Annotated in this window: 22 protein-coding genes; 8 read left to right on the forward strand and 14 right to left on the reverse strand. The window is 66.7% G+C overall.

The window, feature by feature from the left end; all coding sequences use genetic code 11:
- Nucleotides 1-162: 162 nt before the first annotated feature.
- The 4 genes from rplU to proB all read left to right on the forward strand — a co-directional run bounded on the left by rplU (nucleotide 163) and on the right by proB (nucleotide 3,272).
- The gene (gene rplU / locus ASG27_RS09985; protein WP_056162434.1) at nucleotides 163-474 is read left to right on the forward strand and encodes a 50S ribosomal protein L21; all 312 of its coding nucleotides are present in this window, start codon (nucleotides 163-165) and stop codon (nucleotides 472-474) included.
- Between the two features lie 16 nt (nucleotides 475-490).
- A complete protein-coding gene (gene rpmA, locus ASG27_RS09990; RefSeq protein WP_056415482.1) occupies nucleotides 491-751 on the forward strand; it encodes a 50S ribosomal protein L27 in 261 nt (86 codons plus the stop codon).
- Between the two features lie 185 nt (nucleotides 752-936).
- Nucleotides 937-2,007, forward strand: coding sequence for an Obg family GTPase CgtA (cgtA, locus tag ASG27_RS09995; protein WP_056415485.1), 1,071 nt, complete (start codon nucleotides 937-939; stop codon nucleotides 2,005-2,007).
- A 113-nt stretch (nucleotides 2,008-2,120) separates the two neighbouring features.
- Nucleotides 2,121-3,272 carry a glutamate 5-kinase gene (gene proB / locus ASG27_RS10000; RefSeq protein ID WP_056415488.1) on the forward strand — a complete coding sequence of 384 codons (1,152 nt, stop codon included), beginning with the start codon at nucleotides 2,121-2,123 and terminating at the stop codon, nucleotides 3,270-3,272.
- A gap of 226 nt (nucleotides 3,273-3,498) precedes the next feature.
- Here proB and ASG27_RS10005 read toward each other — a convergent pair whose 3' ends face one another.
- Entirely contained in the window at nucleotides 3,499-4,176 is a 678-nt protein-coding gene (locus ASG27_RS10005) for an RNA pyrophosphohydrolase (protein ID WP_056161269.1), read from the reverse strand.
- Between the two features lie 91 nt (nucleotides 4,177-4,267).
- Here ASG27_RS10005 and ASG27_RS10010 point away from each other — a divergent pair, with 91 nt between their 5' ends.
- Both ASG27_RS10010 and ASG27_RS10015 read left to right on the forward strand, forming a co-directional pair.
- Nucleotides 4,268-6,013 (forward strand): proline--tRNA ligase, encoded by a 1,746-nt coding sequence (locus ASG27_RS10010; protein WP_056415489.1) that lies wholly within the window; start codon nucleotides 4,268-4,270, stop codon nucleotides 6,011-6,013.
- Nucleotides 6,014-6,105: 92 nt separating this feature from the next.
- Nucleotides 6,106-6,774, forward strand: coding sequence for a lytic transglycosylase domain-containing protein (locus tag ASG27_RS10015; RefSeq protein WP_056415492.1), 669 nt, complete (start codon nucleotides 6,106-6,108; stop codon nucleotides 6,772-6,774).
- A gap of 198 nt (nucleotides 6,775-6,972) precedes the next feature.
- On the opposite strand, the gene ASG27_RS10020 is transcribed toward ASG27_RS10015, so the two are convergent.
- From ASG27_RS10020 to hemA, 7 genes are all read right to left on the reverse strand, one after another.
- Entirely contained in the window at nucleotides 6,973-8,349 is a 1,377-nt protein-coding gene (locus ASG27_RS10020) for a hemolysin family protein (RefSeq protein WP_056415493.1), read from the reverse strand.
- 183 nt (nucleotides 8,350-8,532) lie between these two features.
- Nucleotides 8,533-9,540: an AAA family ATPase gene (locus ASG27_RS10025; protein WP_056415496.1), complete on the reverse strand. Its 1,008-nt coding sequence runs from the start codon at nucleotides 9,538-9,540 to the stop codon at nucleotides 8,533-8,535.
- Nucleotides 9,541-9,816: 276 nt separating this feature from the next.
- Complete coding sequence (gene grxD / locus ASG27_RS10030) at nucleotides 9,817-10,140, reverse strand: Grx4 family monothiol glutaredoxin (protein ID WP_056415501.1); 324 nt, start codon at nucleotides 10,138-10,140, stop codon at nucleotides 9,817-9,819.
- 74 nt (nucleotides 10,141-10,214) lie between these two features.
- Nucleotides 10,215-10,925, reverse strand: coding sequence for a DUF3053 family protein (locus ASG27_RS10035; RefSeq protein WP_056415504.1), 711 nt, complete (start codon nucleotides 10,923-10,925; stop codon nucleotides 10,215-10,217).
- Between the two features lie 310 nt (nucleotides 10,926-11,235).
- Entirely contained in the window at nucleotides 11,236-12,063 is an 828-nt protein-coding gene (gene prmC / locus ASG27_RS10040; RefSeq protein WP_056415506.1) for a peptide chain release factor N(5)-glutamine methyltransferase, read from the reverse strand.
- Nucleotides 12,064-12,248: 185 nt separating this feature from the next.
- Nucleotides 12,249-13,334, reverse strand: a complete 1,086-nt coding sequence (gene prfA / locus ASG27_RS10045; RefSeq protein WP_056415509.1) for a peptide chain release factor 1 — start codon at nucleotides 13,332-13,334, stop codon at nucleotides 12,249-12,251.
- 117 nt (nucleotides 13,335-13,451) lie between these two features.
- Nucleotides 13,452-14,777 carry a glutamyl-tRNA reductase gene (hemA, locus tag ASG27_RS10050; RefSeq protein WP_056415512.1) on the reverse strand — a complete coding sequence of 442 codons (1,326 nt, stop codon included), beginning with the start codon at nucleotides 14,775-14,777 and terminating at the stop codon, nucleotides 13,452-13,454.
- 72 nt (nucleotides 14,778-14,849) lie between these two features.
- On the opposite strand from hemA, the gene ASG27_RS10055 reads away from it, so the two are divergent.
- Nucleotides 14,850-15,125 carry a hypothetical protein gene (locus ASG27_RS10055; protein WP_056415515.1) on the forward strand — a complete coding sequence of 92 codons (276 nt, stop codon included), beginning with the start codon at nucleotides 14,850-14,852 and terminating at the stop codon, nucleotides 15,123-15,125.
- A 21-nt stretch (nucleotides 15,126-15,146) separates the two neighbouring features.
- On the opposite strand, the gene ASG27_RS10060 is transcribed toward ASG27_RS10055, so the two are convergent.
- Entirely contained in the window at nucleotides 15,147-15,785 is a 639-nt protein-coding gene (locus ASG27_RS10060) for a LysE family translocator (protein ID WP_056415518.1), read from the reverse strand.
- Between the two features lie 158 nt (nucleotides 15,786-15,943).
- Between ASG27_RS10060 and ASG27_RS10065 the strand changes: the two genes are divergently transcribed.
- Nucleotides 15,944-16,912, forward strand: a complete 969-nt coding sequence (locus tag ASG27_RS10065; protein ID WP_056161293.1) for a Bug family tripartite tricarboxylate transporter substrate binding protein — start codon at nucleotides 15,944-15,946, stop codon at nucleotides 16,910-16,912.
- A gap of 357 nt (nucleotides 16,913-17,269) precedes the next feature.
- On the opposite strand, the gene ASG27_RS10070 is transcribed toward ASG27_RS10065, so the two are convergent.
- The 5 genes from ASG27_RS10070 to ugpA all read right to left on the reverse strand — a co-directional run bounded on the left by ASG27_RS10070 (nucleotide 17,270) and on the right by ugpA (nucleotide 23,804).
- On the reverse strand, nucleotides 17,270-19,765 hold the full coding sequence (locus tag ASG27_RS10070) for a DUF3772 domain-containing protein (protein ID WP_056415521.1): 2,496 nt from the start codon (nucleotides 19,763-19,765) through the stop codon (nucleotides 17,270-17,272).
- Between the two features lie 312 nt (nucleotides 19,766-20,077).
- Entirely contained in the window at nucleotides 20,078-20,818 is a 741-nt protein-coding gene (ugpQ, locus tag ASG27_RS10075; protein WP_056415524.1) for a glycerophosphodiester phosphodiesterase, read from the reverse strand.
- Nucleotides 20,819-21,000: 182 nt separating this feature from the next.
- Nucleotides 21,001-22,008, reverse strand: a complete 1,008-nt coding sequence (locus tag ASG27_RS10080; RefSeq protein WP_056415526.1) for a sn-glycerol-3-phosphate import ATP-binding protein UgpC — start codon at nucleotides 22,006-22,008, stop codon at nucleotides 21,001-21,003.
- 61 nt (nucleotides 22,009-22,069) lie between these two features.
- Nucleotides 22,070-22,921, reverse strand: coding sequence for a sn-glycerol-3-phosphate ABC transporter permease UgpE (gene ugpE / locus ASG27_RS10085; RefSeq protein ID WP_056161299.1), 852 nt, complete (start codon nucleotides 22,919-22,921; stop codon nucleotides 22,070-22,072).
- A gap of 1 nt (nucleotide 22,922) precedes the next feature.
- Nucleotides 22,923-23,804 (reverse strand): sn-glycerol-3-phosphate ABC transporter permease UgpA, encoded by an 882-nt coding sequence (ugpA, locus tag ASG27_RS10090; RefSeq protein WP_056415529.1) that lies wholly within the window; start codon nucleotides 23,802-23,804, stop codon nucleotides 22,923-22,925.
- Between the last annotated feature and the right edge of the window lie 44 nt (nucleotides 23,805-23,848).

Below are 23,848 nucleotides of genomic sequence, written 5' to 3' on the forward strand. Positions count from 1 at the left end.
ACAGAAAGTGCCCGGATTATAGGAAGGACGCGGGGTGCCTCTGGGCGGGGTGCGGCGTGCCGGATACCGACGAAGCGCAGGGGCTGGCGCTTTTGGGTGCAGTGCGCTATACTCGCTGGCTCTGCGGAAATCCGTCTGCAGAACTCATATCAAGAGGTCATCATGTACGCGGTCATAAAAACCGGCGGCAAGCAGTATCGCGTTGCTTCCGGCGAAAAAATTAAAGTAGAACAGATTGCTGCGGACGTAGGCCAGGAGATCGTGATCGACCAGGTTCTGGCTGTCGGCAACGGCGCTGAACTCAAGGTTGGCACACCCCTGGTGTCCGGCGCAACCGTGGTAGCCACTGTCGTGGCCCACGGCAAGCACGACAAGGTTCGCATCTTCAAGATGCGCCGTCGCAAGCACTATCAGAAGCGCCAAGGCCATCGCCAGCAGTTCACGGAACTGCAAATCGGTGCGATCGCTGGTTAATCCAAGGAGCTAAGTCATGGCACAGAAAAAAGGCGGCGGCTCTACGCGAAACGGGCGTGACTCCAAGCCAAAGATGCTGGGTGTCAAGGCCTATGGCGGTGAACTGATCAGCGCTGGTTCCATCATCGTGCGCCAACGCGGCACGCGTTTCCACCCCGGCACCAATGTCGGCGTGGGCAAGGACCACACGTTGTTCGCTCTGGTCGACGGCCACGTGTCGTTCGGCACCAAGGGCGCAATGTCCAAGCAAACGGTCAATGTGACTGCTGCTGCCTGAGGCTCTCCTCTGGCAACCATCGAAGCCCCGCCTGGTCGGGGCTTTGTTATTTGGTCTGTACGATGGCGGCCTGACGCTGGCTGCTACCGCGGGCCGCACCTGAATGGGGTGCCTTTGCCGCAAGGCAAACACGGCAGGCCGATGGGGTCTGCCGGCGCCGCCTCCTTCTGTAAACTGGATATCCCATGAAGTTCGTCGACGAAGCCTTTATTGACATTGCTGCCGGTGATGGCGGCAATGGCTGCGTGTCTTTCCGGCACGAGAAATACAAGGAATTCGGCGGCCCCAATGGGGGCGACGGCGGACGTGGGGGCCATGTGTTCGCCGTGGCGGACCCGAACCTCAACACCCTGGTGGACTACCGCTACTCGCGCCGGCACGAAGCCAAGCGCGGCGAGCACGGCATGGGCTCCGACATGTTCGGTGCCGCAGGCTTCGACATCACCTTGAAGATGCCGGTCGGCACCATCATCACCGATGCCGAAACGGGTGAGGTGCTCTACGAGCTGCTCAATCCGGGCGACGTGATCACGATTGCCAAGGGCGGCGACGGCGGCTTTGGCAACCTGCGCTTCAAGAGTGCCATCAACCGCGCGCCGCGGCAAAAGACGCCCGGCTGGCCCGGCGAAAAGAAGAACCTCAAGCTCGAATTGAAGGTGCTCGCCGATGTGGGTTTGTTGGGTATGCCCAACGCCGGCAAGTCGACGTTCATCACGGCCGTCTCCAACGCTCGGCCCAAGATCGCCGACTACCCCTTCACCACGCTGCACCCCAACCTGGGTGTGGTGCGCGTGGGCCCGGAGCAAAGCTTCGTGGTCGCCGACATTCCGGGCCTGATCGAAGGCGCCTCCGAAGGTGCGGGCCTGGGGCACCAGTTCCTGCGCCATCTGCAGCGCACCCGCCTGCTGCTGCACATCGTGGACCTGGCGCCTTTCGACGATGCGGTCGACCCGGTGGCGCAGGCCAAGGCGATCGTGAACGAGCTCAAGAAGTACGACCAAAAGCTCTACAACAAGCCGCGCTGGCTGGTGCTGAACAAACTGGACATGGTGCCTGCGGAAGAGCGCGAAGCCCGGGTGAAGGACTTCGTCAAGCGCTTCAAGTGGAAGGGGCCGGTCTTCGAGATTTCGGCCCTGACGCGCGAGGGTTGCGAGCCGCTGATCCATGCGATCTTCCGTCACGTGCAGTCCGAGCAGCGCATCGAGAACGAGCCGGTGGAAGTCGATCCACGCTTTGCGGGCGACGCCCCGCAGTAAATCTCAAGAAAGCGCGGCAACGCGCATTCGAGCGTCAGCTTTTGGGTTGCTATCTATTTCATAGCTTCTGCCGCTTGCAGGACAGGCGGTAGAAGCCAAAAACACAATGAAAAATGGTCTCCAGCGTATTGCGTGATGCCCGCCGTATCGTGGTCAAGGTCGGCTCCAGCCTTGTGACCAACGAAGGCCGTGGCCTGGACGAGGGGGCGATTGGCGAGTGGAGCCGCCAGCTGGCGGCCCTGGTGCGGGGCGATGGCGGCGCGCCGCGCGAGGTCATCATGGTCTCCAGCGGCGCCATTGCCGAGGGCATGAAGCGCCTGGGCTGGACCACGCGGCCGCACGAGGTGCACGAGCTGCAGGCGGCCGCCGCCGTCGGGCAGATGGGCCTGGCGCAAATGTACGAGACCAAGCTGCGCGAGCAGGGCATGGGCAGCGCACAGGTGCTGCTCACCCACGCCGACCTGGCCGACAGAGAGCGGTACCTGAACGCCCGGTCCACCCTGCTGACGCTGCTGCGCCTGGGTGTGGTGCCCGTCATCAACGAGAACGACACGGTCGTCAACGACGAGATCAAGTTCGGCGACAACGACACCCTGGGTGCGCTGGTGGCCAACCTGGTCGAGGCCGACGCCCTGATCATCCTCACCGACCAGAAGGGCCTGTACACCGCCGACCCGCGCCGCGACCCTGCGGCGCAGTTCGTGCACGAGGCCAAGGCGGGGGACCTGGCGCTGGAGGCCATGGCCGGCGGCGCGGGCTCCAGCATCGGCCGGGGCGGCATGATCACCAAGATCCTCGCGGCCAAGCGCGCGGCGGGCTCGGGGGCCTCCACCGTCATCGCCTGGGGCCGCGAGCCCGACGTGCTGGTGCGCCTGGTCAGTGGCGAGGCCCTGGGCACGCTGCTGGTGGCCCAGACGCAAAAGAAGCAGGCCCGCAAGCAATGGATGGCCGACCACTTGCAGATGCGCGGCGCCGTGGTGGTGGATGCCGGTGCGGCTACCAAGGTGCGCGACGAGGGCAAGAGCCTGCTGCCCATCGGCATGGTATCGGTGGAAGGCCACTTCTCGCGCGGCGATGTCATTGCTGTGCGCGACGCGTCTGGCGTGGAGATCGCCCGAGGCCTGGCCAACTACGCGGCCGCCGAAGCGCGCCTGCTGTGCCGCAAGCCGTCGAGCGAGTTCGAAAAGCTGCTGGGCTATGTGGCCGAGGCGGAAATGGTGCACCGGGACAACCTGGTGCTGGCGGCCACGCAGCCCGCTCGCTGATTTTGACTTTCAGTGGCGCGGTGGCCCCGATCGGACAGAGGGCCCCGGTGGTTGTCAACCGTGTAGGACTTCGCATGGGGGCTGGCACTGAGGTCCAGAGATCCTGCGGTCCGAGGTGTTGCGAACCCTCCAGTAAAAAATGCCTGCATGGATGGACATGCAGGCATTTTTTTTGTTTCCGCGGATCGGTGCACCGACAGCACCCAATCGCGCAGCAATCACCCTTTCAACGCGGTGCCGTCGTCACCGGACCTGGCGGCAGCGCATCCAGCTCCGCCGGCATGCTGTTTTGCGGGTCCGGATCGAAACTGGCCCCAGGCGGCAGTTCCATGCCCGGGTTCAGCAGCATCGAACCGGTGCGGAACATCGCCCCCGCATGCTCGCCCTCGCGGGTGCGCATGCCGCTGCGCAGGTAGCGGTTGCGCTGTTCGTGGCGCGGCAGGTAGCGGGCCAGTTCCGTCAGCGCCATTTCGTAGACGCCGCGTTTGAACTCGACCACCACATCCAGTGGCACCCAATAGTCGTTCCAGCGCCACGCGTCGAACTCCGGGTGGTTGGTCGCACGCAGGTTCAAGTCCCAGTCGTGGCCCATCAGTTGCAGCAGGTACCAGATTTGTTTCTGCCCTTTGTAGTGTCCGCGCGCATCGCGGCGTATGTACCGGTCAGGCACCTCGTAGCGCAACCAGTCCCGGGTGCGGGCCACCACGCGCACGTGATTGGGCAATAATCCCACCTCTTCATGCAGTTCTCGAAACATGGCCTGCTCGGGGGTTTCGCCCCGGTCAATGCCGCCCTGCGGGAACTGCCAGCTGTGGGTGCGTATGCGCTTGCCCCAGAACACCTGGTTCTTCTGGTTGAGCAGGATGATGCCGACGTTCGGCCGAAAGCCGTCCCGGTCAAGCATAATCAAACCCCAATTTTTAAACTGTGTCCATTATGCACGGCGCCTAGCGTGCGGCAAGTGGGCTGCTCCCTTCTGCCCGAAATCGATCCCGATGAAAGCCTCCCAGTTCTTTATTTCCACCTTGAAGGAAGCTCCGGCGGATGCCGAAGTGGTCAGCCACAAGCTCATGACGCGGGCGGGCATGATCAAGAAGCTCGGCGCGGGTATCTACAACTACATGCCGATGGGCCTGCGGGTGATCCGCAAGGTCGAGGCGATCGTGCGCGAAGAGATGAACCGCGCGGGCGCTGTGGAGCTGACCATGCCCGTGGTGCAGCCCGCCGAGTTCTGGCAGGAGACGGGCCGGTTCGAGAAGATGGGCCCCGAGCTGCTGCGCATCCAGGACCGCCATGGCCGGGACTTCGTCGTGCAGCCCACCAGCGAAGAAGTGGTCACTGACATCGCTCGCCAGGAGCTCAAGAGCTACAAGCAGCTGCCCAAGAATTTCTACCAGATCCAGACCAAGTTCCGCGACGAGCGCCGCCCGCGCTTCGGCCTGATGCGCGGGCGTGAATTCATCATGAAGGACGCCTACAGCTTCGACAAGGACCAGACGGCCGCCAAGGCCAGCTACCAGGTCATGGCCAAGGCCTACCGCCAGATCTTCGACCGCTTCGGGCTGACCTACCGCGCCGTGGCGGCCGACAGCGGTGCCATCGGGGGCGACCTGTCCGAAGAGTTCCAGGTGATCGCTGCCACCGGCGAAGACGCCATCGTCTACTGCCCCGCCAGCGACTACGCCGCCAACATGGAAAAGGCCGAGGCGCTGGCGCCTGCCGGTCCCCGCCCCGCGCCTGCCAAGGCAATGGAAAAGACGCCTACGCCCGGCAAGGCCACCTGCGCCGACGTGGCGGAGCTGCTGGGTGTGCCGCTCAAGACCACGGTGAAGTCGCTGGTGCTGGCCACCGACGAAACCAACGAGGCCGGCGAGATCGCCCGGAGCCAGGTCTGGCTGCTGCTGCTGCGCGGCGACCACGACATGAACGAGATCAAGGTCTCCAAGGTGCCGGGGCTCGATGCGAACTTCCGCTTTGCCACCCTCACCGAGATCGAAGAGCACTTCGGCTGCAAGCCCGGCTACCTGGGCCCCATCGGCCTGAAGAAGCCCCTGAAGATCGTGGCAGACCGGGAAGTCGCCGTCATGGCCGACTGGATCTGCGGCGCCAACGAAGTGGACTTCCACATCACCGGCGTCAACTGGGGCCGCGACCTGCCCGAGCCCGACGCCATCGCCGACATCCGCAACGTCGTGGCGGGCGACCTGTCGCCCGACGGCAAGGGCGAGCTGGCCATCGAGCGCGGCATCGAGGTGGGCCACGTGTTCTACCTGGGCACCAAGTACAGCAAGGGCATGAACGCCACGTTCCTGGGCGACGACGGCAAGCCTGCATTCTTCGAGATGGGCTGCTACGGCATCGGTGTCACGCGCCTGCCCGCGGCGGCCATCGAGCAGAACCACGACGAGCGCGGCATCATCTGGCCCGACGCGATTGCGCCGTTCACCCTGGTCATCTGCCCCGTGGGCATGGACCGCAGCGAGCCGGTCAAGGCCGCTGCCGAGCAGCTCTATGCCGACCTGCTGGCTGACGGTGTGGACGTGATCCTGGACGACCGCGGCGAGCGCCCCGGCGCCATGTTCGCCGACTGGGAGCTGATCGGTGTGCCGCACCGCGTGACCATTGGGGACAAGAGCCTCAAGGAAGGCGTGGTCGAGTACCAGCACCGCCGCGACACGGCGGCCACCAAGGTGGCTGTGGCAGACATACTGGCCCACGTGAAGGGCCGCATGGCGCCATGAGCCCGCGCTGGGTTGTAGGTGCTGATGACGGCCTGCGCACGCCTGCAGAAGGGCTGTTGTCGCGAGGCGTGTCCCAGAACGTTTCTCAAAACATGCCGCAGGGTGTGCCGCAAGGTGTTTCGCGCCGTGGCTGGCTGCTGGCGGCCTCGTCCCTGGCGGCGCCTGCGGGCTGGCTGGCGGCACCGCAGGCAGCGCATGCGGGCGGGCAGCTGGAAGAGCCGCTCATGGACTCGGTGCGCACGGCGCTCAGCTCCGCCATCGCCAACCAGGCGCCCCCCGAGCCCGAGTTCTTCTCCACCGAGGCGCGCATCCACTACCTGCGCTGGCTCGGCACCATGAGCGACCGGCTGCGCCGCCGCAAGCCCGAGTGGGAGATCCGCCGCGACTTCCTGCAGACCGTCTGGTACGAGTCCAAGCGCGCGGGCCTGGATGTGTCGCTGGTCCTCGGCCTGGTGCAGGTCGAGAGCGCGTTTCGCAAGTTCGCCGTGTCCAGCGTGGGCGCACGCGGCTACATGCAGGTGATGCCGTTCTGGACGCGCGTGATCGGCGACGGCGATGCCGGCAAGCTGTTCCACATGCAGACCAATCTGCGCTTTGGCTGCGTGATCCTGCGCCACTACATCGACCGCGAGCGCGGCGACCTGTTCATGGCGCTGGGGCGCTACAACGGCAGCCGCGGACGCTCGCCGTACCCGGACGCGGTGTTCGGCGCACAGCGCAACTGGCTGTTCGGCGAAAAGCCGCAGCTGCCTGCGGGTTGAGCCGATATGGACGGTGGCCGACCGTGGGGTCGGCTTGTCGGACGGAAGGGGCGTTGACGGTGGGCATGGGCGGCAGACGCGCAACCACCTGTTTGCTATATTATTCATAGCTGCTGGCGCTCATCTATCAAGCGACAGTGGCCGATTTTGTATCCCATCGGACCTCGCCACGGCAGGACTGCGCAGGGCAGGCCAGAACTACCTCACCACCGCCGTCGATCCGCCCTCGGCCTTTGCCAAGGCCGGCGTGGCCACCGGCGCCGCCAAGCCGGCATCGGCCTGCGGCACGCCCAGGCGCGACACCATCACCTGGTCGATGCGGTAGCTGTCCACGTCCAGCACCTCGAACTTGTAGCCGCCCCAGCTCACGCTGTCGGTACGGCGCGGCACGCGGCGCAGCATCACCATCAAGAAGCCGGCCAGCGTCTCGTATTCGTCGGCATGGGGCAGCTCGTCGAGCGACAGGGCGTGCAGCACGTCCTGCACCGGCGTCACGCCGTCGATGAGCCACGAGTTCTCATCGCGGCGCACGATCTGTTCCTCGTCCGCCGGGCCCACCACCAGATCGCCCATCACCGTGCTCATCACGTCGTTGAGGGTGACCACGCCCACCACCAGGCTGTACTCATTCACGATCAGCGCGAAATCCTCGTGCACCTGGCGGAACTGCTCCAGCACCTCGGACAGCGTGAGCCGGTCGGGCACGATGAGTACCTTGCGCACCAGGCTGTCGTCCGCCAGCGAGATGGGCTGGTTGTTCAGCACGCGCTGGAACAGGTCCTTCGCGTCCACATAGCCCACCACATGGTCGATGTCGCCCTCGCACACCGGGTAGGTCGAAAACGGCTCGGCCGCAATGCGCAGGCGGATGACGGAGTCGGGTTCGTCGCGCAGAAAGAACGCGATGCGGTCGCGCGGCGACATGGCGCTCGAGACCATGCGGGTATCGAGCTCGAACACATTGGTGATGACCTGCTGCTCGCGCGCCGCCAGCACCCCCGCGCGGGCGCCGGCTTCCATCATGGCCAGGATATCGTCGGAGGTGATGCGGTCGTCCCGCAGCGACGACAGGCCCAGCACCCGAAACAGCGCATCCGCGCTGCGGCTGTAGAGCCACACCACCGGGCGCAGCAGCGTCATGCACCACGCCATGGGCTGCGCCAGGCGCACCACCATGCGTTCGGGCTCGGCCATGCCCAGGCGCTTGGGGAACAGGTCGGCAAACAGGATGAACAGCGAGGTGATGACCGCGAACGACGCCAGGAACCCGGTGGTCTGCGCCGTCTTGTCCGACAGCCACAGCTCGAACAGTGCGGTGAAGTGGGGGCTCAGCGCCCCTTCGCCGACGATACCGCCCAGGATGGCCACCGCGTTCTGCCCCACCTGCACCACCGTGAAGTAGTCGCCCGGCTGCTCCTGCATGCGCAGCACGCGGTCCGCCCGCGAGTCGCCCTCGTCCGCCATCTGCCGCAGGCGCAGCCGGCGTGCGGCCGCCAGCGAAATTTCGGCCATGGAAAAGAAGGCGCTGGCTGCAATCAGCAGCCCGATCACGAAGAGGCTTTGGGACAGGGTCATGGGAGGCAAGGGTGGCGCACGGCGCGGCGCTGCGGCCATCCGAGTGTATCTGCGCGCCCTGCAGCCGAAAACCCGGATTCGCGCACACACGGCGCGCGCTCCGGTCCATGCAGACCCTCACGCACGTGCCTGCGGCCGCGCGACCCTGCCGCGCGCTCACAGCGCCTTCACCGCCCCCGCCCGCTACTGCATGAACCCGATGCGGTTGCGTGCGGCGGCGGCCCGGGGCATGTCGGCGACCTCCACCGTGGAGCGGCGGTCCAGCCGGGCATTGCCAAAGCCGGTCATCAGCGCGCGCCGCATCTCCCGCGGCGGCATCTGGGCCAGGTGGTCCAGCACGTCGGCCTGCGGTTCGGGGTCCAGCAGCCGGCCCCAGTCGTGGCCGCTGCGGATGCCGGTGTACAGCGTGTGCGCGATGGCGCGCGCCTGCTCCAGCGTGGGGGCCTCCACCTCGAACACGTTCATGCGGTTCAGGATGGGGTCCGGGATGCCGCGCGTGTCGTTGGCGGTGGTGATCCAGATCACCTGGCTGGCGTCGATGGCCACCTCGGCGAACTCGTCGGTGAAGCTCTGGGCCGTGTCGTGCTCCAGCAGGCTGTACAGCGCGCCCAGCGGGTCGTACTGCGCGTCCGTCGCGGCCTTGTCGATCTCGTCCACCACGATGACGGGGTTGGCGTACTCGCCCTCCACCAGGGCCTCGAACACCTTGCCGGGGCGGGCGCCCTTCCACTGCGCGGACGAGCCCGACAGCAGCCAGCCTGCGGTCATGGAGCTCATCGGCAGCAGGTTCATGCCCGTGCCCAGCAGCGCGGCCAGGTGCCGCGCAAAGTGCGTCTTGCCGATGCCGGGCGGGCCCAGCAGCAGCATGGGCGTGACCTCCAGGCCGTCGCTGCTGTCCTGCGCCAGCGCAACGTGGCGCCGCACGTCGTCCAGCACTTCGGTGAAGTTGGGCAACTGCTCGTACAGGCTGGCCATGTCGGGCACGCCCGACGGCTTGACCTGAAAGCGCTCCGGCCCGCGCTCCAGCATGCGTTCGTACACGGTGCGCAGGGTTTCGTATTCGCGCTGGTTGCCGGACTCCTGCAGCCGTGCAAGCTTGCGCTCGACGTCGCCGGGGTGGAACACATTGCGCATCTGGGCCACCGGCAAGCGCAGGGCGGGTGGCTGGGGAACAAGGCTATGGCTGGTCATTGCATGCTCCTTCGTGATGTGGGTCACGCAATCATTCAAGCACACAACATGCCCGCCGGAGCACCGGATAAGCCCCTGATCGGTGCGCTTGTTACCAGCGCTGTTGTAGCCGCGCAAAACCGGTCTGACCCGAAGCTGATGGGCACAAAGCAAAAGGCCGCCCGAAGGCGGCCTGTGCCGGCATGCGTGAAGGCATGCGATTGGGGACCATTGCGGCCGTTGCCGCCGTTGCGGCCCGGGTGCCCGGTGCGGCGCGGTGGCGCCGCCGCCGGGGCGTCAGCCCTCGGTGCCCAGCACCTGCTTGAGTTCGCCCGACTCGTACATCTCCATCATGATGTCCGAGCCGCCGATGAACTCGCCCTTGACGTACAGCTGCGGGATGGTGGGCCAGTTGCTGTATTCCTTGATGCCCTGGCGGATTTCCTCGTCTTCCAGCACGTTCACCGTGACGAGGCTCTTGGTGTCCACGCCGCTGGCTTTGAGGATCTGGATGGCCCGACCGGAGAAGCCGCACATGGGGAAGCTGGCGTTGCCCTTCATGAAGAGCAGGATGTCGCTGGATTTGACGAGGGCGTCGATGCGTTGTTGGGTGTCGCTCATGGGATGTCCAAGATAGGTCAGGCGCGGAAGGCTACAGATTATCTCTTTTCTCTGTGTCCGTCAGGGCCGTGGGGTCAGCCGAATAGCTGTTTGAGTTCTTTTTCCAGTCGCTCGATGGTGGCCGTCTCTGCCTCGGCCTTTTTGGACAGGGCGTTGACTTTGTCCAGCATGGCCTGACTCTTCGCCTCGATCTGCATGCCGGAGATGGACAGTTGCTGGGGGTTGTTTTCCACCAGCGCGAGCAGATCCAGGACGATGTTCATCATGCGTTGCATGGGTGGCAGCATCTCCAGGGTGATGCGTGCCTGAGCGCTCACCAGCCGGTCGTACACTGGGTCGTAGACTTTTTTGAGATCTTCCGGCTGCTTCAGGGCGGCTTTCGCTTCGTTTGCCTTTTTCAATTCGGCCTCGAGATTCGCCTGGGCCAGGGGAATTTCCACCAGGGCCTGCTTTACCGACTCGCGCTTGTCGCGGTACCCTGCCAGCGTGCGAACAAACTGGAGTTCGCGCATGCTTTTCAGCATGACCTTGTCGTTCGTGGCCTGATTGAAGTTGGTGATGATCTCGTAGTGCGCCGCGTAGCCACCCAGTTCCTTGCGCAGCTTGTCGTTGAGCAGTGGCATGGAGCGGCGCGATTTCCCCAGCACTTCGGTTTGCAGGAAGGCAATGAATGCCTTGCGCTCTTTCGGTTCGGCACTGCAGCCGGTCAGCAGCAGGCCACTGCCCAGGGCCAGGGCCCCCAGGCGTGTGAGGGTTTGGCGGCGAGAAAAGACGGTGTGTGACATGGCGGGCAATGGCTAGGCGGTGATCCGGTGCAGACGCGTTCAGGCCGCAGCACCGGTGGCCGATAGGGTGAGTGGTTTCAGATATTTACGAGATCGAGCAACGCCATCCGCAGGCGTATGGGGCGGCGGTCAGCGAAGGCCTTGGCCTGCGGCCTGCTCTCCCTCCCAGGAGTCAGGCGCTGCGCAACGGCACGCGATTATTCTGTGCGCCGTTGCCCAATCGTCTGCGATCGCGGTAACAGTTGTTGCCAACTGATGACCGTATGTAAGCGCAGCGGGCGTCGCAACGTTCCGACGTCGCGCTGCACGCTCAGCGGCAACCGCCCGTGCAGCGGGCAATCCCCGCGAGGTCGTTGCGGCTTTGCACTTGGCCAAAGCCTTGGTCAGTCAGCAGCGCGCGCACCGCCTCGGCCTGGTCATACCCATGCTCCAGCAGCAGCCACCCCCCTGCCACCAGATGCGCTGGCGCCTGGGCGACGATGGTGCGGATGTCCTCCAGCCCGTCCGCGCCGCTGGCCAGGGCCTGCAAAGGCTCGTGGGTCAGGGCAGCCAGGTGCGGGTCCTCTGCTGCGATGTAGGGCGGGTTGGAGACGATGGCGTCGAACACCACGCTGTCCAGGCCGGCCATCCAGTTGCCCTGCCGGAAGTGCACGGGCAGGCCCAGCCGGGTGGCGTTGGCCTGCGCCACGGCCAGGGCGTCGCTGCTGGCGTCCACCGCCAGCACCTGGGCGGTGGGGCGCTGGCTTTGCAGGGCCAGGGCGATGGCGCCGCTGCCGGTGCCCAGGTCCGCCAGGCGCGGGGCTGGCAGGGGGGCGATCAGCTCCAGGGCCCAGTCCACCAGCGTTTCGGTGTCGGGGCGCGGGTCCAGCACCCGGGCGTCCACCTGCAGCGCCAGGCCGTAGAACTCCTTGCGGCCGGTGAGGTACGCCACTGGCTCGCCCGCCACGCGGCGCTGGCACAGGGCGATGAATTGCGCCTGCACGGCGTCATCGAGCCCATCGGTGTCGTGCGCCAGCAGCCAGGCGCGGCCGGCATCGGGGCGGCCCAGCGCGTGCAGCAGCAGCAGTTGGGCGTCGATGCGGGCCAGGCCCAGGGTGTGGGCTTGGGCCAGGGCCTGGGCCAGGGTGGGTGTGTTCACGATGGTGTTGATCGATGCTGGCGACGGAAAGCTATTCGGGCTGGACTTTTCAACGCAAACTGGCCGTTCGGGCTGAGCCTGTCGAAGCCTCGCGCCGCGCTTGGACAAGCTCAGCGGAACGGATGGATGAAGAAGGATGCAGAGCGTGGAATCCCATCCAGGCAGAGTGTCTGGATGCGTGTCGATCAGACAGCACTCAGCTCCAGCTCTTCCAGTTGCTCGGCTTCGCGCGCATGGGCCAGGGCCTGCAGCACGTCGGCCAGGTCGCCTTCCATCACGTACAGCAGCTTGTACAGCGTGAGGTTGATGCGGTGGTCCGTCAGCCGCCCCTGCGGAAAGTTGTACGTGCGGATGCGGTCGCTGCGGTCGCCGCTGCCGATCAGGCCCTTGCGCAGCGCGGCCTCCTTGGCGGCGCGCTCGCTGCGGTCCTTTTCTTGAATCCGCGCCTGCAGCACCTGCAGCGCCTTGGCCTTGTTGGCGTGCTGGCTGCGGCCGTCCTGGCACTCGGCCACGATGCCGGTGGGCAAGTGCACCACGCGCACGGCCGAATCCGTCTTGTTGATGTGCTGGCCGCCCGCGCCCGATGCGCGGAAGGTGTCGATGCGCAGGTCGGCCGGGTTGAGCTTGATGGCCTCGTGCTCGTCCGGCTCGGGCATCACGGCCACGGTGCAGGCGCTGGTGTGGATGCGGCCCTGCGTCTCGGTGGCGGGCACGCGCTGCACGCGGTGGCCGCCGGATTCGAACTTGAGCGCGCCGTATACGTGGTCCCCCTCGATGCGCAGCACGATCTCCTTGTAGCCGCCCAGCTCGGCCGCGTTCTCGCTCACCACCTCCACCTTCCAGCCCACGTTGGCGGCGTAGCGGGTGTACATGCGCGTGAGGTCGCCCGCGAACAGGGCCGACTCGTCGCCGCCCGTGCCCGCGCGGATTTCGACGAAGGCGTTGCGCGCGTCGTCCGGGTCCTTGGGCAACAGCAGGCGCTGCAGTTCGTCTTCGAGCTGCAGCAGTTCGGCTTCGGCCCCGGTGATTTCTTCCTGCGCCATCTCGGCCATGTCGGGGTCGGCCAGCATCTCGCGTGCGCCGGCCAGGTCGGCCTCGCGCTGCTGGTAGCGGGCGTAGCGGCCGGCGATCTGCGTGACTTCGGCATGCTCGCGCGAGATGGTGCGGTACTGCGCCATGTCGCTCATGATGTCCTCGCGTGAGAGCAGAAAGTCGAGTTCGCCCAGGCGCTGCGCATAGCGCTCCAGCTGGCTTCGGAGAAAGGGTTTCATGCGAGGAAGGTAAAAATGGGTTTGCTACTGATTTTGTAGCTGCTGGCGCTTGTCTATCAAGCACTGAGGGCCGATTGGGCTTGCAATCGGGGCGGGCTGTGCAGCGGGCGAGCGCCGCTACAACCCGTGGGGCGGCTTGGCTTGCGAGCGCAGGAACAGGCGCGAGACGGTCTGGGCCGTCTGGGCGCGCACCTCGGCGTCACCCGCCCGCAGCTCGGCCAGGGTGCCGTGCAGCATCTTTTGCGTGAGGCCGCGCGACAGCGCCTCCAGCACGGCGTCCACGTCCTCGCCCTTGGCCAGCAGCTTCTTGGCGCGTGCGATCTCCAGCGCGCGCCATTCGTCGGTCTGGGCGTTGAGCTGCTGGATCAGCGGCACCACGCCACCGGCCTCGCCCACGGGGCTGCGCAGCTCCATCCAGTGCATGAAGCTCTGCACGCCCGCGTCGATGATCGCTTCGGCCTGCGCCACGGCGGCCTGGCGGTTGGCCTGCGCCGTCTGCACCACGCTGGCCAGGTCGTCCACGGTGTACAGGTACACGTCGCCCAGGGCCTTGACCTCGGGCTCGATGTCGCGCGGCACGGCCAGGTCGACCATGAACATGGGGCGGTGGCGGCGCTTCTTGAGGGCACGCTCCACGGCGCCCAGGCCGATGATGGGCAGGCTGCTGGCGGTGCAGCTGATGACGGCGTCGAACTCGTGCAGGCGCTCGGGCAGGTCGGCCAGGCGCATCACCTCGCCGCCAAAACGCGTGGCCAGCTTTTCGCCGCGCTCGAGCGTGCGATTGGCAATCGCGATCTGCTTGGGGTTCTTGGCCGCGAAGTGCGTGGCGCACAGCTCGATCATCTCGCCCGCGCCCACGAACAGCACGCGGATCTTGGAGAGGTCTTCGAAGAGCTGGCTGGCCAGCCGCACCGACGCGGCCGCCATGCTGATGCTGTGCGCGCCGATCTCGGTGCTGGTGCGCACCTCCTTCGCGACGGCAAAGCTGCGCTGGAACAGCTGGTTGAGCGTGGTGCCCAACGCGCCGGCGGTTTCGGCGGCGCGCACGGCGTCCTTCATCTGGCCCAGGATCTGCGCCTCGCCCAGCACCATCGAGTCGAGCCCGCTGGCCACGCGGAAGGCGTGGCGCGCGACCAGGCTGTCTTCCAGCGTGTAGGAATGCGATCGCAGCAGTGCGGGGCTCACGCCGCCGCTTTGCGCCAGCCAGCCCAGCGTGTGGTCCAGCGCCGGGCCGGGCGTGGAGGTGGGGGCGGCGCAATAAATTTCGGTGCGGTTGCAGGTGGAGATGATGGCGGTCTCCACCCCGGGATGGCGGCTCGTGCCGCCCAGCGACTGGCGCAGGCCCTGCAGCGTGGGCTCGATCTGGTCGAGCGCGAACGCGAACCTGCCGCGCAGGTCGAGGGGCGCGGTGGTGTGGTTGATCCCGAGGGCCCAGACTGCCATAGCCGCCAATTATAAAATTGTTGGCTGGTGTAAGCAGCCTTGCTTGCCAAAGCCTTGATTTGGGTCAATTCCATGGGTCCCCTCGACATCTTCAACCACACGCTCAACTTCATGGCCCCGGCCGCTGCCGTGGCCCTGCTGCTGGTGCTGTGCGGCCGCCTGTTCGGTGCCAAGGGGACGGCGGCCATGGCCGGATGGCGCCAGTTCGCTGTTGTTTTCGGGGTCGGCCTCGTGGTGCTGGGCGGCGGCCTGCTGGTGTGGGGCCGCGACGGAAAAATGCTGACCTATGCCGCGCTGGTGGTGGGTTGCGCGACCACGCAGTGGGTGCAGCTGCGCGGCTGGCGCTAAGGGCGCTCGCTGGGGGCGCGGTCAGCCCAGCTTGTGCCGTGCCTGCAGCAGTCCCAGGCCCAGTGCGATGAAGGTCGCGCCCACGAAGCGGTTGAACAGCTTGGCGTGCGCCACGACGTGGCCCTTCACCAGCGCGATCAGCGCCACGTAGAACGCGTGCGAGACCAGCGCCCAGACGGCGAAAGTCGTGGTCAACAGCAGGTACTGCATCCACAGCGGCTCGCCGGGCACGATGAACTGCGGAAACAGGGCCGAGAAGAACAGGATGGCCTTGGGGTTGGTCAGCGACACGCCCAGGCCTTGTGCCAGCAGTTGCCAGTTCTTGCGCTCTCGCCGCTCCACAGGCGCCAGGCCCGCATCGTTGCCGATCAGCGGGTCCTTGCTGCGCCAGCGCTTGATGCCCAGCCAGATCAGGTACATCGCACCGACCACTTTCATGACCAGAAACGCATCCGCCGACAGGCTCAGAATGGTCCCCATCCCGATCATCGCCAGCCCCGAGACGGCGAAGATCCCGATCACGCTGCCCAGTGAGCTGAACACCGTCCGCCTTGGCCCGACGTCTACCGAGTTCGATACCGCCAGCAGCACGGCCGGGCCGGGCGTAAAACACATCAGCAGCGAGACGCCGCAAAACAGGAGCCAGTGGGCGAAGGTCATGGTGAGGGTGTTTCAGTGGCTGCGGACAGAGCGGTTTTTGGGGACGAGCGGGCAGCCCTTGCAACGGGTCGCTTGCGGGTAACACCCCGTGCCAGCCCCTGAAAGCCAGCCTAAGCTGCAAGCTTTCTGTTCAGCAACCCCAATAAGGAGATCTTCGCATGCGCCTGCGCACCTGCCTGGCTGTCGCCGCCCTGGCCTTTTTGTCGTCCGCAGCCGCCCTGGCCCAGGGCTTTCCGTCCAAGCCGATCCGCATCGTGGTGGGCTTTCCGGCCGGCGGGCCGCTCGACCAGCACGCGCGGCTGCTCACCGACAAGCTGCAGGCCGTGCTGGGCCAGCCGGTGCTGGTCGACTACAAGGCCGGCGCGGGCGGCACGGTGGGCGCGCAGGACGTGATGAAGGCCCCGCCCGACGGCCACACGCTCATGCTGGCCAACACCGGCGTGATGGTGATCAACCCGGCGCTGTACAGCCGCCTGCCGTACGCCACGCTCAAGGACTTCACGCCCATCGCGCGCACCGCCATGCAGCCGCTGGCGCTGCTGGTCAACACCAACGTGCCCGCCAAGAACCTGCAGGAGTTCATGGCGTACGCCAAGTCGCGCCCGGGGCAGGTCAACTTCGGCTCGGCGGGCAATGGCGGCATCAGCCACCTGGTGCCCGAGATGTTCAAGACCGCCACGGGATTGTTCATGGTGCACATCCCGTACCGCGGCAGCGCACCGGCGTTCACCGACCTGATCGGCGGCCAGGTGCAGTTCATGGCAGAGAGCATTCCGCAGGCCGCGTCGTACCACAAGCAGGGCAAGGTGCGCGCCCTGGCCGTGACCAGCCGCGAGCGCAACCCCGCGCTGCCCGAGGTGCCCACCGTGATCGAAAGCGGCATCAAGGGCTTCGAGGTGGTGGGCTTCTATGGCTTTCTCGCCCCGGCCGGCACGCCCAAGGACGTGGTGGCCAAGCTCAGCGACGCGTTCGGCCAGGTGATGCAGTCCCCGGACGTGAAGAACCGCATGGTGAGCCAGGGCGCCGACCCGGCATTTCTGGGCTCGGAGGACTTTGCGAAGTTCTTGGCGAGTGAAATGCCGCGCTGGGCGGATGCGGTGAAGAAGTCCGGGGCGAAGCTGGATTAGGCAGAGGCCGTGGGGTCGTGCGTCCGCATGCGCATCCCCATCCCCATCCCCATCCCCATCCGTTCACGCTGAGCCTGTCGAAGCGCCGCGCAAGGCTTCGACAAGCTCAGCCCGAACGGTGGGTGAGAAGGTTGGTGGGCTGGCGTATTGGCAGTCAGGTCTGGAGGCTGTGCGCGGCTACCACCTCACCCAACCTCTCAACCATCCCATCACCCGTCCACCACCCCTTCACGCTGAGCCTGTCGAAGCGCAGCACCAAGCCTTAGCCAAACCCAGCTCTCCCAGCGTGTGATGTTGATGAAAAAAGCCGCCTACCGCGCATCCAGCAAGCGCAAATAGCTATGAATAATGTAGCAACTACCCCGGCGCACCCTGCTGCGGCTGCGGCACGCTGACCGTCGACAACGGCCCCTGTGTCGATACCGGCGCATACGGCGCCACCGCCGTCGTGGCCGGTGGCGACAGTGCCAGCCCTGCGTCGCGCAGCGCGGCGAGGATGGTGAACAGCAGATCGCTGCGCACGCCGCCCGCGTTGCGCGGGTTGCTCACATAGCCGATGGCCAGAAAGGTCAGCGTGCCGTTCAGGATGCCTTCGAGCTGCACGATGGGCTCGGGGTTGTCCAGCACGCCCTCGTGCTCTTCAAAGGCTTTGAGGATCAGGTCGCGCATGCGCGCGGCGTCCGTGTCCAGCGGGGCGGGCAGGCGCAGCAGCACCCGGCCCGGCGCGCCGGCCAGCGTCATGTTGCGCACGGTCTTGGTGATGAACTCCGAGTTGGGCACGATGACGGTGGAGCGGTCGCCCAGCTGGATCTCGGTGGCGCGCACGTTCACGCGGCGCACGTCGCCTTCGGTCTCGCCCAGCACCACCCAGTCGCCCACCTTCACCGGCCGCTCGGCCAGCAGGATCAGGCCCGAGATGAAGTTCTGCACGATGGCCTGCAGGCCGAAGCCGATGCCCACCGACAGCGCGCTGGCCACCCACGCGATGCGCTCCACGCTGATGCCCAGGCCCGCCAGCGCCACCGCGATCACCAGCACGCCGCCCACGTAGCCCAGCAGCGTGACGATGGAGCTGCGCATGCCAGGCTCGAGCGAGGTGTTGGGAAAGTAGCGGTCGCTCAGCCAGCGCTTGAGCACGCGGATCATCACGAGCCCCGCCACCACCACGGCCAGCGCGGTCAGCAGCGCCTGCGGCGCCAGCGTGATGTCGCCCACCTTGAGGCTGTGGTCCACGGTGCTGCCCCGGCGAAACACCTCGTCCAGTCCGGTGCCGAACGGCGCCATCAGCGCGATCACCATGTAAAAGAACAGCGCCACGCGCAGCACGCCCGACACCAGCACGGAGGCCTGGTCGAGCAGCTTGGCATCGAGCCCCAGGCCCTTGTGCAGCCGCTCGCCGAAGCCGCCCTTGGACGACAGCACGGCCTCGCACACGTCGTCCGCCAGCTGGAACAGGAGGTAGGTGGTGGCGAACACCACGCCCGTCCACAGCATCTGCCGCGTGAGCGTGCCGGCCAGCGCGACGTAGCCGAACACCACCAGCAGCACCGTGGCCAGCGTGGCCACGCCCGCCGCCGCCACCAGCAGGCCGACCCAGATCGGGCGCGGGGGCGCGTCGGCAGAGGCTGCGCTCGGGGCGCCGTCTGCCGCGGGGCCGCCGTCCTGCTGCGCTGCATCGGCCGCCACGGGCCCGCCGGGGCTGGCGCGCAGGTGGCGCAGCGCCAGGGCCACGATGGCCGAGAGCAGCAGCGCCGTGGCCGCGTGCACGGAGACCTCGGCCGCCAGGCTGGCGCCCACGATGCCGTTGACCTCGTTCACCACGCCGCTGGCCGATGCCACGATGGCCACCGACCAGGGGTAGGGGCTCAGCCGCCGCGCCAGCTCGTCCGACAGGCCCGGCAGGCGCCAGGAGCTGCGCTTGCGCGCCAGCAACGCATGCCCCAGCCCGACGATGAAGGCCGCGAACACCGCCTGCCGCACCGTGGCCTGCGCCAGCGCCCGCAGGCGGTCGTTGAAGTTGCCGTCCACCTCCAGCCCCGTCCAGGCCAGCTGCGCCGCCATGCCGATGATGAGCACATAGACCAGCACCGAGGTCGATGCCAGCAGCGAGCGGCGCAGCCGCCCCGCCGGCAGCCGCGCGGGCGCCAGGCGCACCAGCACGCGCTCGGCCAGCCAGGTGCCGGCCACGGCCAGCAGCACGGCGCCGATGAGGCTCAGCCAGAAGACCGAGCGGTGGTCCGGGGCCAGGGCCACGGCGGTCGCGTCGCGCAGGTCGTTGCCCAGCAGCTGCAGCCGGGCCACGTCGCCGGGCGCGGCGTTGCGCAGCGCGCGCCAGAAGGTGCTGCCCAGCGGCGAATCGGTGCGCGTGGTCAGGGCGGCCTGGAACTGCTCGCGCCGCTGGCGCAGCAGCTCGGTGCCGCGCTGCTCGGCATCCACGCTGATCAGGCGCGCGAGCTTGAGATCACCGTCCACCACCGCGCGCTGCTTGCCCAGGCTGGCGCGTTGCTCGGCCACGTCCGGGGCGTCGGGCGTGGCGCCTTTCTCGGGCGCGGGGCCCAGGCCCGACAGGCGCGAGTCGATGTCGGCCAGCTCTTCGGTGCGGCGGGTGGTCAGTTGCTCCGCCGCCTTGCCGATGGCGTTGACGTCGGACAGCAGCTTGCGCCCGTCGTCCTCTTCGCCCAGCTTTTGCGGTATGGCGTCGAGCTGCCGGCGCAGCTCGTCCACCGTGGGCAGCGGTACCTCTGCCGCGGCCGGTTTGCTGGCGGTGGTGGCGGCCGCGGGGGCGGCTTTGGTCTGTCCCTGCGCGTTGGCGGTGGTGGTGGCAGTGCCCATCGCGCCCGCCAGGCACAGCATGGCGATCAGGCGGGGCAGGCACCAGCGCCAGACAGCGGCCCGGCGGTGGTGGGCGGGTAACTCCCCGTGCGGCCGCGTCGGCTCGGCGGCCGTCGTCGTCATCGTCGCGGTGGGTTGTGGGGTGGTGGCAGCGGCAGCGCGCGGGCGAAGGGTGGCCGCAGCGGCACGGCGCAGGAAAAGCAGTGGCATCCGCCGATTGTCGGCGGCAGGCGGTGCAGCGGGGTTAACAAACTGTAGGCCGCCGCCAAAGCTGCCCGTGGGCCAGGGCCGCAGCGGGCCCGGCCACACCGTGGCGCCGAACGGGAAAAGCGATCAGCCCGCCGGGCTGAACAGGTCCACCCGGTCGGTGATGATGCCGTCGGTGCCCAGGTCGATCAGGCGCTGCGCGGCCCAGTCGTCGTTGACGGTGTAGCTCAGCGTGCGCAGGCCAGAGCCCTTTACCTGGGCCACCAGGGCGCGGTCCCACAGCGCGTGGTTGCACACGATGGCCACGCAGCCCAGGTCACGGGCCACATCGAAGCAGCCGTCCCACAGCGTGTCGAGCAGCAGCGCGCGCGGGATGTGCGGCGCGGTGGCGCGGGCGCCGGCCAGAGCCTCGGGCTTGAAGGACGAGAACAGCGGCTGCACGGCCTGGCCCTGCCAGAGGCGCGCCGACAGTTCGCCGACCACCTGCCCGGTCTTTTCTTCGAGCCCGGGCGTGGGCTTGATCTCGATGTTGAGGAAGTAACCGTTGGCGATGCAGTACCGGGCCAGGTTCTCCAGCGTGGGCAGCGGCTCGCCCGCGTGTGCGCGTGAATGCCAGCCGCCCGCATCGAGCTGGGCCAGTGCACTCCACGGCAGGTCGCCACCGGTGCCGTGGCCATTGGTGGTGCGCTCCAGCGTGGCGTCGTGCATGAGGAACGGCACGCCGTCGGCGCTGAGCTTGGCATCGCACTCGAACATGCGGTAGCCGTGCTGCGCGCCCAGGCGGAAGGCCGCCAGCGTGTTCTCGGGTGCCAGCTTGCCGGCGCCGCGGTGGGCGATCCAGCGGGGGTAGGGCCAGGGGGTGGTCATCGTCGTAGGGGCGGGTGGTGGACGTGGCGATTGGCGGTGCGCGGCGCGCTGGTGCGGAGCCTTGCGCGGGCGCCGGGACTTGGGGCGCTTCCCTTGCGGCAACCCCATGGGCCGCAAAAAGGAGAGGGCGGCTGAACGTCTGCGCGGCCACAAGGCAGGCCGCGCAGCCGCTCAGGGGCGCATCACGGAATGCGTTTTCCGGTGGTGGCGTCGAACGCGTGCAGGCGGTCGGCGCGGGGCTGCACGTGGATCACCGAGTCGGGGGCGGGCGAGTGCGTGCCTTCTTCCACCCGCACGATGATCTGCTCGCCGTTGATGCGGCCGTAGATCAGGCGTTCGGCGCCCAGCAGTTCCACGGTTTCGACCTTGACCTCCCAGCCGTCGCTGCGCACGTCCAGGTGCTCGGGGCGGATGCCCAGGATGGTGCCGGGCGCGGCGCTCGGGGCGTTCTTGAGCAGGTTCATCGGCGGCGAGCCGATGAAGCTGGCCACGAAGGTCGAAGCGGGCGTGTGGTAGACCTCTTCGGGCGTGCCGAACTGCTCCATGTTGCCTGCGTTCATCACGATCATGCGCTCGGCCAGCGTCATGGCCTCGACCTGGTCGTGGGTCACGAACAGGCTTGTGATGCCCAGCTCGCGGTGCAGCTTCTGGATTTCGAGGCGCGTCTGGGCGCGCAGCTTGGCGTCCAGGTTGGACAGCGGCTCGTCGAACAGGAACACCTGGGGCTGGCGCACGATGGCGCGGCCCATGGCCACGCGCTGGCGCTGGCCGCCCGACAGCTCGCGCGGCTTGCGCTCGAGCAGGTGGCCCAGCTCCAGGATCTTGGCGGCCTTGTCCACGCGCGCCTTGATCTCTTCCTTGGGCACCTTGGCGATCTTCAGGCCATAGGCCATGTTCTCGAAGTTCGTCATGTGCGGGTACAGCGCATAGTTCTGGAACACCATCGCGATGTCGCGCTGGGCGGGTTCCAGGTCGTTCACGACGCGGTCGCCGATGCGCAGCTCGCCGCCGGAGATTTCTTCCAGGCCCGCGACCATGCGCAGCAGGGTGGACTTGCCGCAGCCCGAGGGGCCGACGATCACGATGAATTCACCGTCCTTGACCTCGGCGTTCACGCCGTGGATGACCTGGTTGGCCTTGGGGCCGGTGCCGTAGCGCTTGACGATGTTGCGAAGGGATATGGATGCCATTTTGCTATTGAATTGGTAGCTGCTAGCGCAGATGTATGAAGCGGTAGGGGCTGCTTTGTCTTTACTTTTCGGTGTCCACGAGGCCCTTGACGAACCAGCGCTGCATCACCACGACCACGAAGGCGGGGGGCAGCATGGCCAGGAGGGCGGTGGCCATCACGATGTTCCATTCATTGCCCGCGTCGCCGCCGGCCAGCATCCGCTTGATGCCGATCACCACGGGGTACATGTCTTCGGACGTGGTCACGAGCAGCGGCCACAGGTACTGGTTCCAGCCGTAGATGAACTGGATCACGAACAGCGCAGCGATCGACGTGCGCGACAGCGGCACCAGGATGTCCTTGAAGAAGCGCATGGGGCCTGCGCCGTCCACGCGGGCCGCCTCGACCAGCTCGTCGGGCACCGTGAGGAAGAACTGCCGGAACAGGAACGTGGCCGTGGCCGACGCGATCAGCGGCACCGTGAGGCCCGCATAGCTGTTGAGCATGCCCAGGTCCGACACCACCTGGTAGGTGGGTCCGATGCGCACTTCCACCGGCAGCATCAGCGTGATGAAGATCAGCCAGAAGCAGATGCCCTTGAACGGGAAGCGGAAGTACACGATGGCGAACGCCGACAGCAGCGAGATCGCGATCTTGCCCACGGTGATGACCATGGCGGTGACGAAGCTCACCCACATCATGCGTGCCACGGGCGCGGTGGAGCCCGCGCCAGAGCCGCCGCCGAACAGGGCGTCGTGGTAGGTCTGCCAGAAGTTGCCGCCGGGCACCATGGGCATGGGCACCTGCACGATGTCCTGCGCGGTGTGGGTGGAGGCCACGAAGGCCAGGTACAGCGGGAAGCCGACGATGATCACGCCCAGCACCATGATGAGGTGCGAGAACGCGGTGAGGTAAGGGCTGCGTTCAACCATATCAGTATTGGACTTTCTTCTCGACGTAGCGGAATTGGATGACTGTCAGCACGACGACGATGACCATCAGCACCACCGACTGCGCGGCCGATCCGCCCATGTCCATGGACTTGAATCCGTCGTGGTACACCTTGTAGACCAGGATCGCGGTGTCGCGCCCCGGGCCGCCCTGCGTGGTCGAATCCACGATGGCGAAGGTGTCGAAGAAGGCATACACCACGTTGATCACCAGCAGGAAGAACGTGGTGGGTGACAGCAGCGGGAACTGGATGCTCCAGAACCGGCGCCAGGGGCCGGCACCGTCGATCGAAGCCGCTTCGATCAGCGACTTGGGGATGGACTGCAGGCCCGCGAGGAAGAACAGGAAGTTGTAGGAGATCTGCTTCCACACCGCGGCGATCACGATCAGCGTCATCGCATGGTCGGAGTTGAGCATGTGGTTCCAGTTGAAACCCGACTGGCGCAGCATGTACGCCACCACGCCCAGCGAGGGCGAGAACATGAACATCCACAGCACGCCGGCCACGGCGGGTGCCACGGCGTAGGGCAGCAGCAGCGCCGTCTTGTAGACGAGCGCGCCCTTGATGATGCGGTCGGCAAAGATCGCCAGCATCAGCGACAGGCCGATGCCCACCACCGCCACCAGGATCGAGAAGAACGCCGTGGTCTTGAACGATGCGAGGTAGCCCGGGTCTTCGAACAGGTTCTTGAAGTTGTCGAAGCCCACCCATTCCGTGGACATGCCGAAGCTGTCCTGCATCTGGAACGATTGCACCAGGGCCTGGCCGGCTGGCCAGAAGAAGAAGACGCTGATGATGGCCAGCTGGGGTGCTATGAGCACCCAGGGCAGCCATGCGGAGCGAAAAAGAACGCGTTTTTCCATGTCCAGACTCTTAAAAATTCCCCCCGCGCTCCACCGCCGCTCTT

Source organism: Acidovorax sp. Leaf191, assembly GCF_001424425.1.
Classification (GTDB): Bacteria; Pseudomonadota; Gammaproteobacteria; order Burkholderiales; family Burkholderiaceae_C; genus Acidovorax.

Coding starts and splice junctions, on each gene's coding strand:
- ASG27_RS10015 (WP_056415492.1), top strand. CDS start 6,106: ATGCCGCAGGGTGTGCCGCAAGGTGTTTCGCGCCGTGGCTGGCTGCTG.
- ugpA (WP_056415529.1), bottom strand. CDS start 23,804: ATGGAAAAACGCGTTCTTTTTCGCTCCGCATGGCTGCCCTGGGTGCTC.
- rpmA (WP_056415482.1), top strand. CDS start 491: ATGGCACAGAAAAAAGGCGGCGGCTCTACGCGAAACGGGCGTGACTCC.
- grxD (WP_056415501.1), bottom strand. CDS start 10,140: ATGAGCGACACCCAACAACGCATCGACGCCCTCGTCAAATCCAGCGAC.
- ASG27_RS10005 (WP_056161269.1), bottom strand. CDS start 4,176: ATGCTTGACCGGGACGGCTTTCGGCCGAACGTCGGCATCATCCTGCTC.
- prfA (WP_056415509.1), bottom strand. CDS start 13,334: ATGAAACCCTTTCTCCGAAGCCAGCTGGAGCGCTATGCGCAGCGCCTG.
- ASG27_RS10025 (WP_056415496.1), bottom strand. CDS start 9,540: ATGACCAGCCATAGCCTTGTTCCCCAGCCACCCGCCCTGCGCTTGCCG.
- ASG27_RS10065 (WP_056161293.1), top strand. CDS start 15,944: ATGCGCCTGCGCACCTGCCTGGCTGTCGCCGCCCTGGCCTTTTTGTCG.
- rplU (WP_056162434.1), top strand. CDS start 163: ATGTACGCGGTCATAAAAACCGGCGGCAAGCAGTATCGCGTTGCTTCC.
- ASG27_RS10060 (WP_056415518.1), bottom strand. CDS start 15,785: ATGACCTTCGCCCACTGGCTCCTGTTTTGCGGCGTCTCGCTGCTGATG.
- ASG27_RS10010 (WP_056415489.1), top strand. CDS start 4,268: ATGAAAGCCTCCCAGTTCTTTATTTCCACCTTGAAGGAAGCTCCGGCG.
- ugpQ (WP_056415524.1), bottom strand. CDS start 20,818: ATGACCACCCCCTGGCCCTACCCCCGCTGGATCGCCCACCGCGGCGCC.
- hemA (WP_056415512.1), bottom strand. CDS start 14,777: ATGGCAGTCTGGGCCCTCGGGATCAACCACACCACCGCGCCCCTCGAC.
- ASG27_RS10055 (WP_056415515.1), top strand. CDS start 14,850: ATGGGTCCCCTCGACATCTTCAACCACACGCTCAACTTCATGGCCCCG.
- ASG27_RS10035 (WP_056415504.1), bottom strand. CDS start 10,925: ATGTCACACACCGTCTTTTCTCGCCGCCAAACCCTCACACGCCTGGGG.
- proB (WP_056415488.1), top strand. CDS start 2,121: ATGGTCTCCAGCGTATTGCGTGATGCCCGCCGTATCGTGGTCAAGGTC.
- ASG27_RS10070 (WP_056415521.1), bottom strand. CDS start 19,765: ATGCTGTGCCTGGCGGGCGCGATGGGCACTGCCACCACCACCGCCAAC.
- cgtA (WP_056415485.1), top strand. CDS start 937: ATGAAGTTCGTCGACGAAGCCTTTATTGACATTGCTGCCGGTGATGGC.
- ugpE (WP_056161299.1), bottom strand. CDS start 22,921: ATGGTTGAACGCAGCCCTTACCTCACCGCGTTCTCGCACCTCATCATG.
- ASG27_RS10020 (WP_056415493.1), bottom strand. CDS start 8,349: ATGACCCTGTCCCAAAGCCTCTTCGTGATCGGGCTGCTGATTGCAGCC.
- ASG27_RS10080 (WP_056415526.1), bottom strand. CDS start 22,008: ATGGCATCCATATCCCTTCGCAACATCGTCAAGCGCTACGGCACCGGC.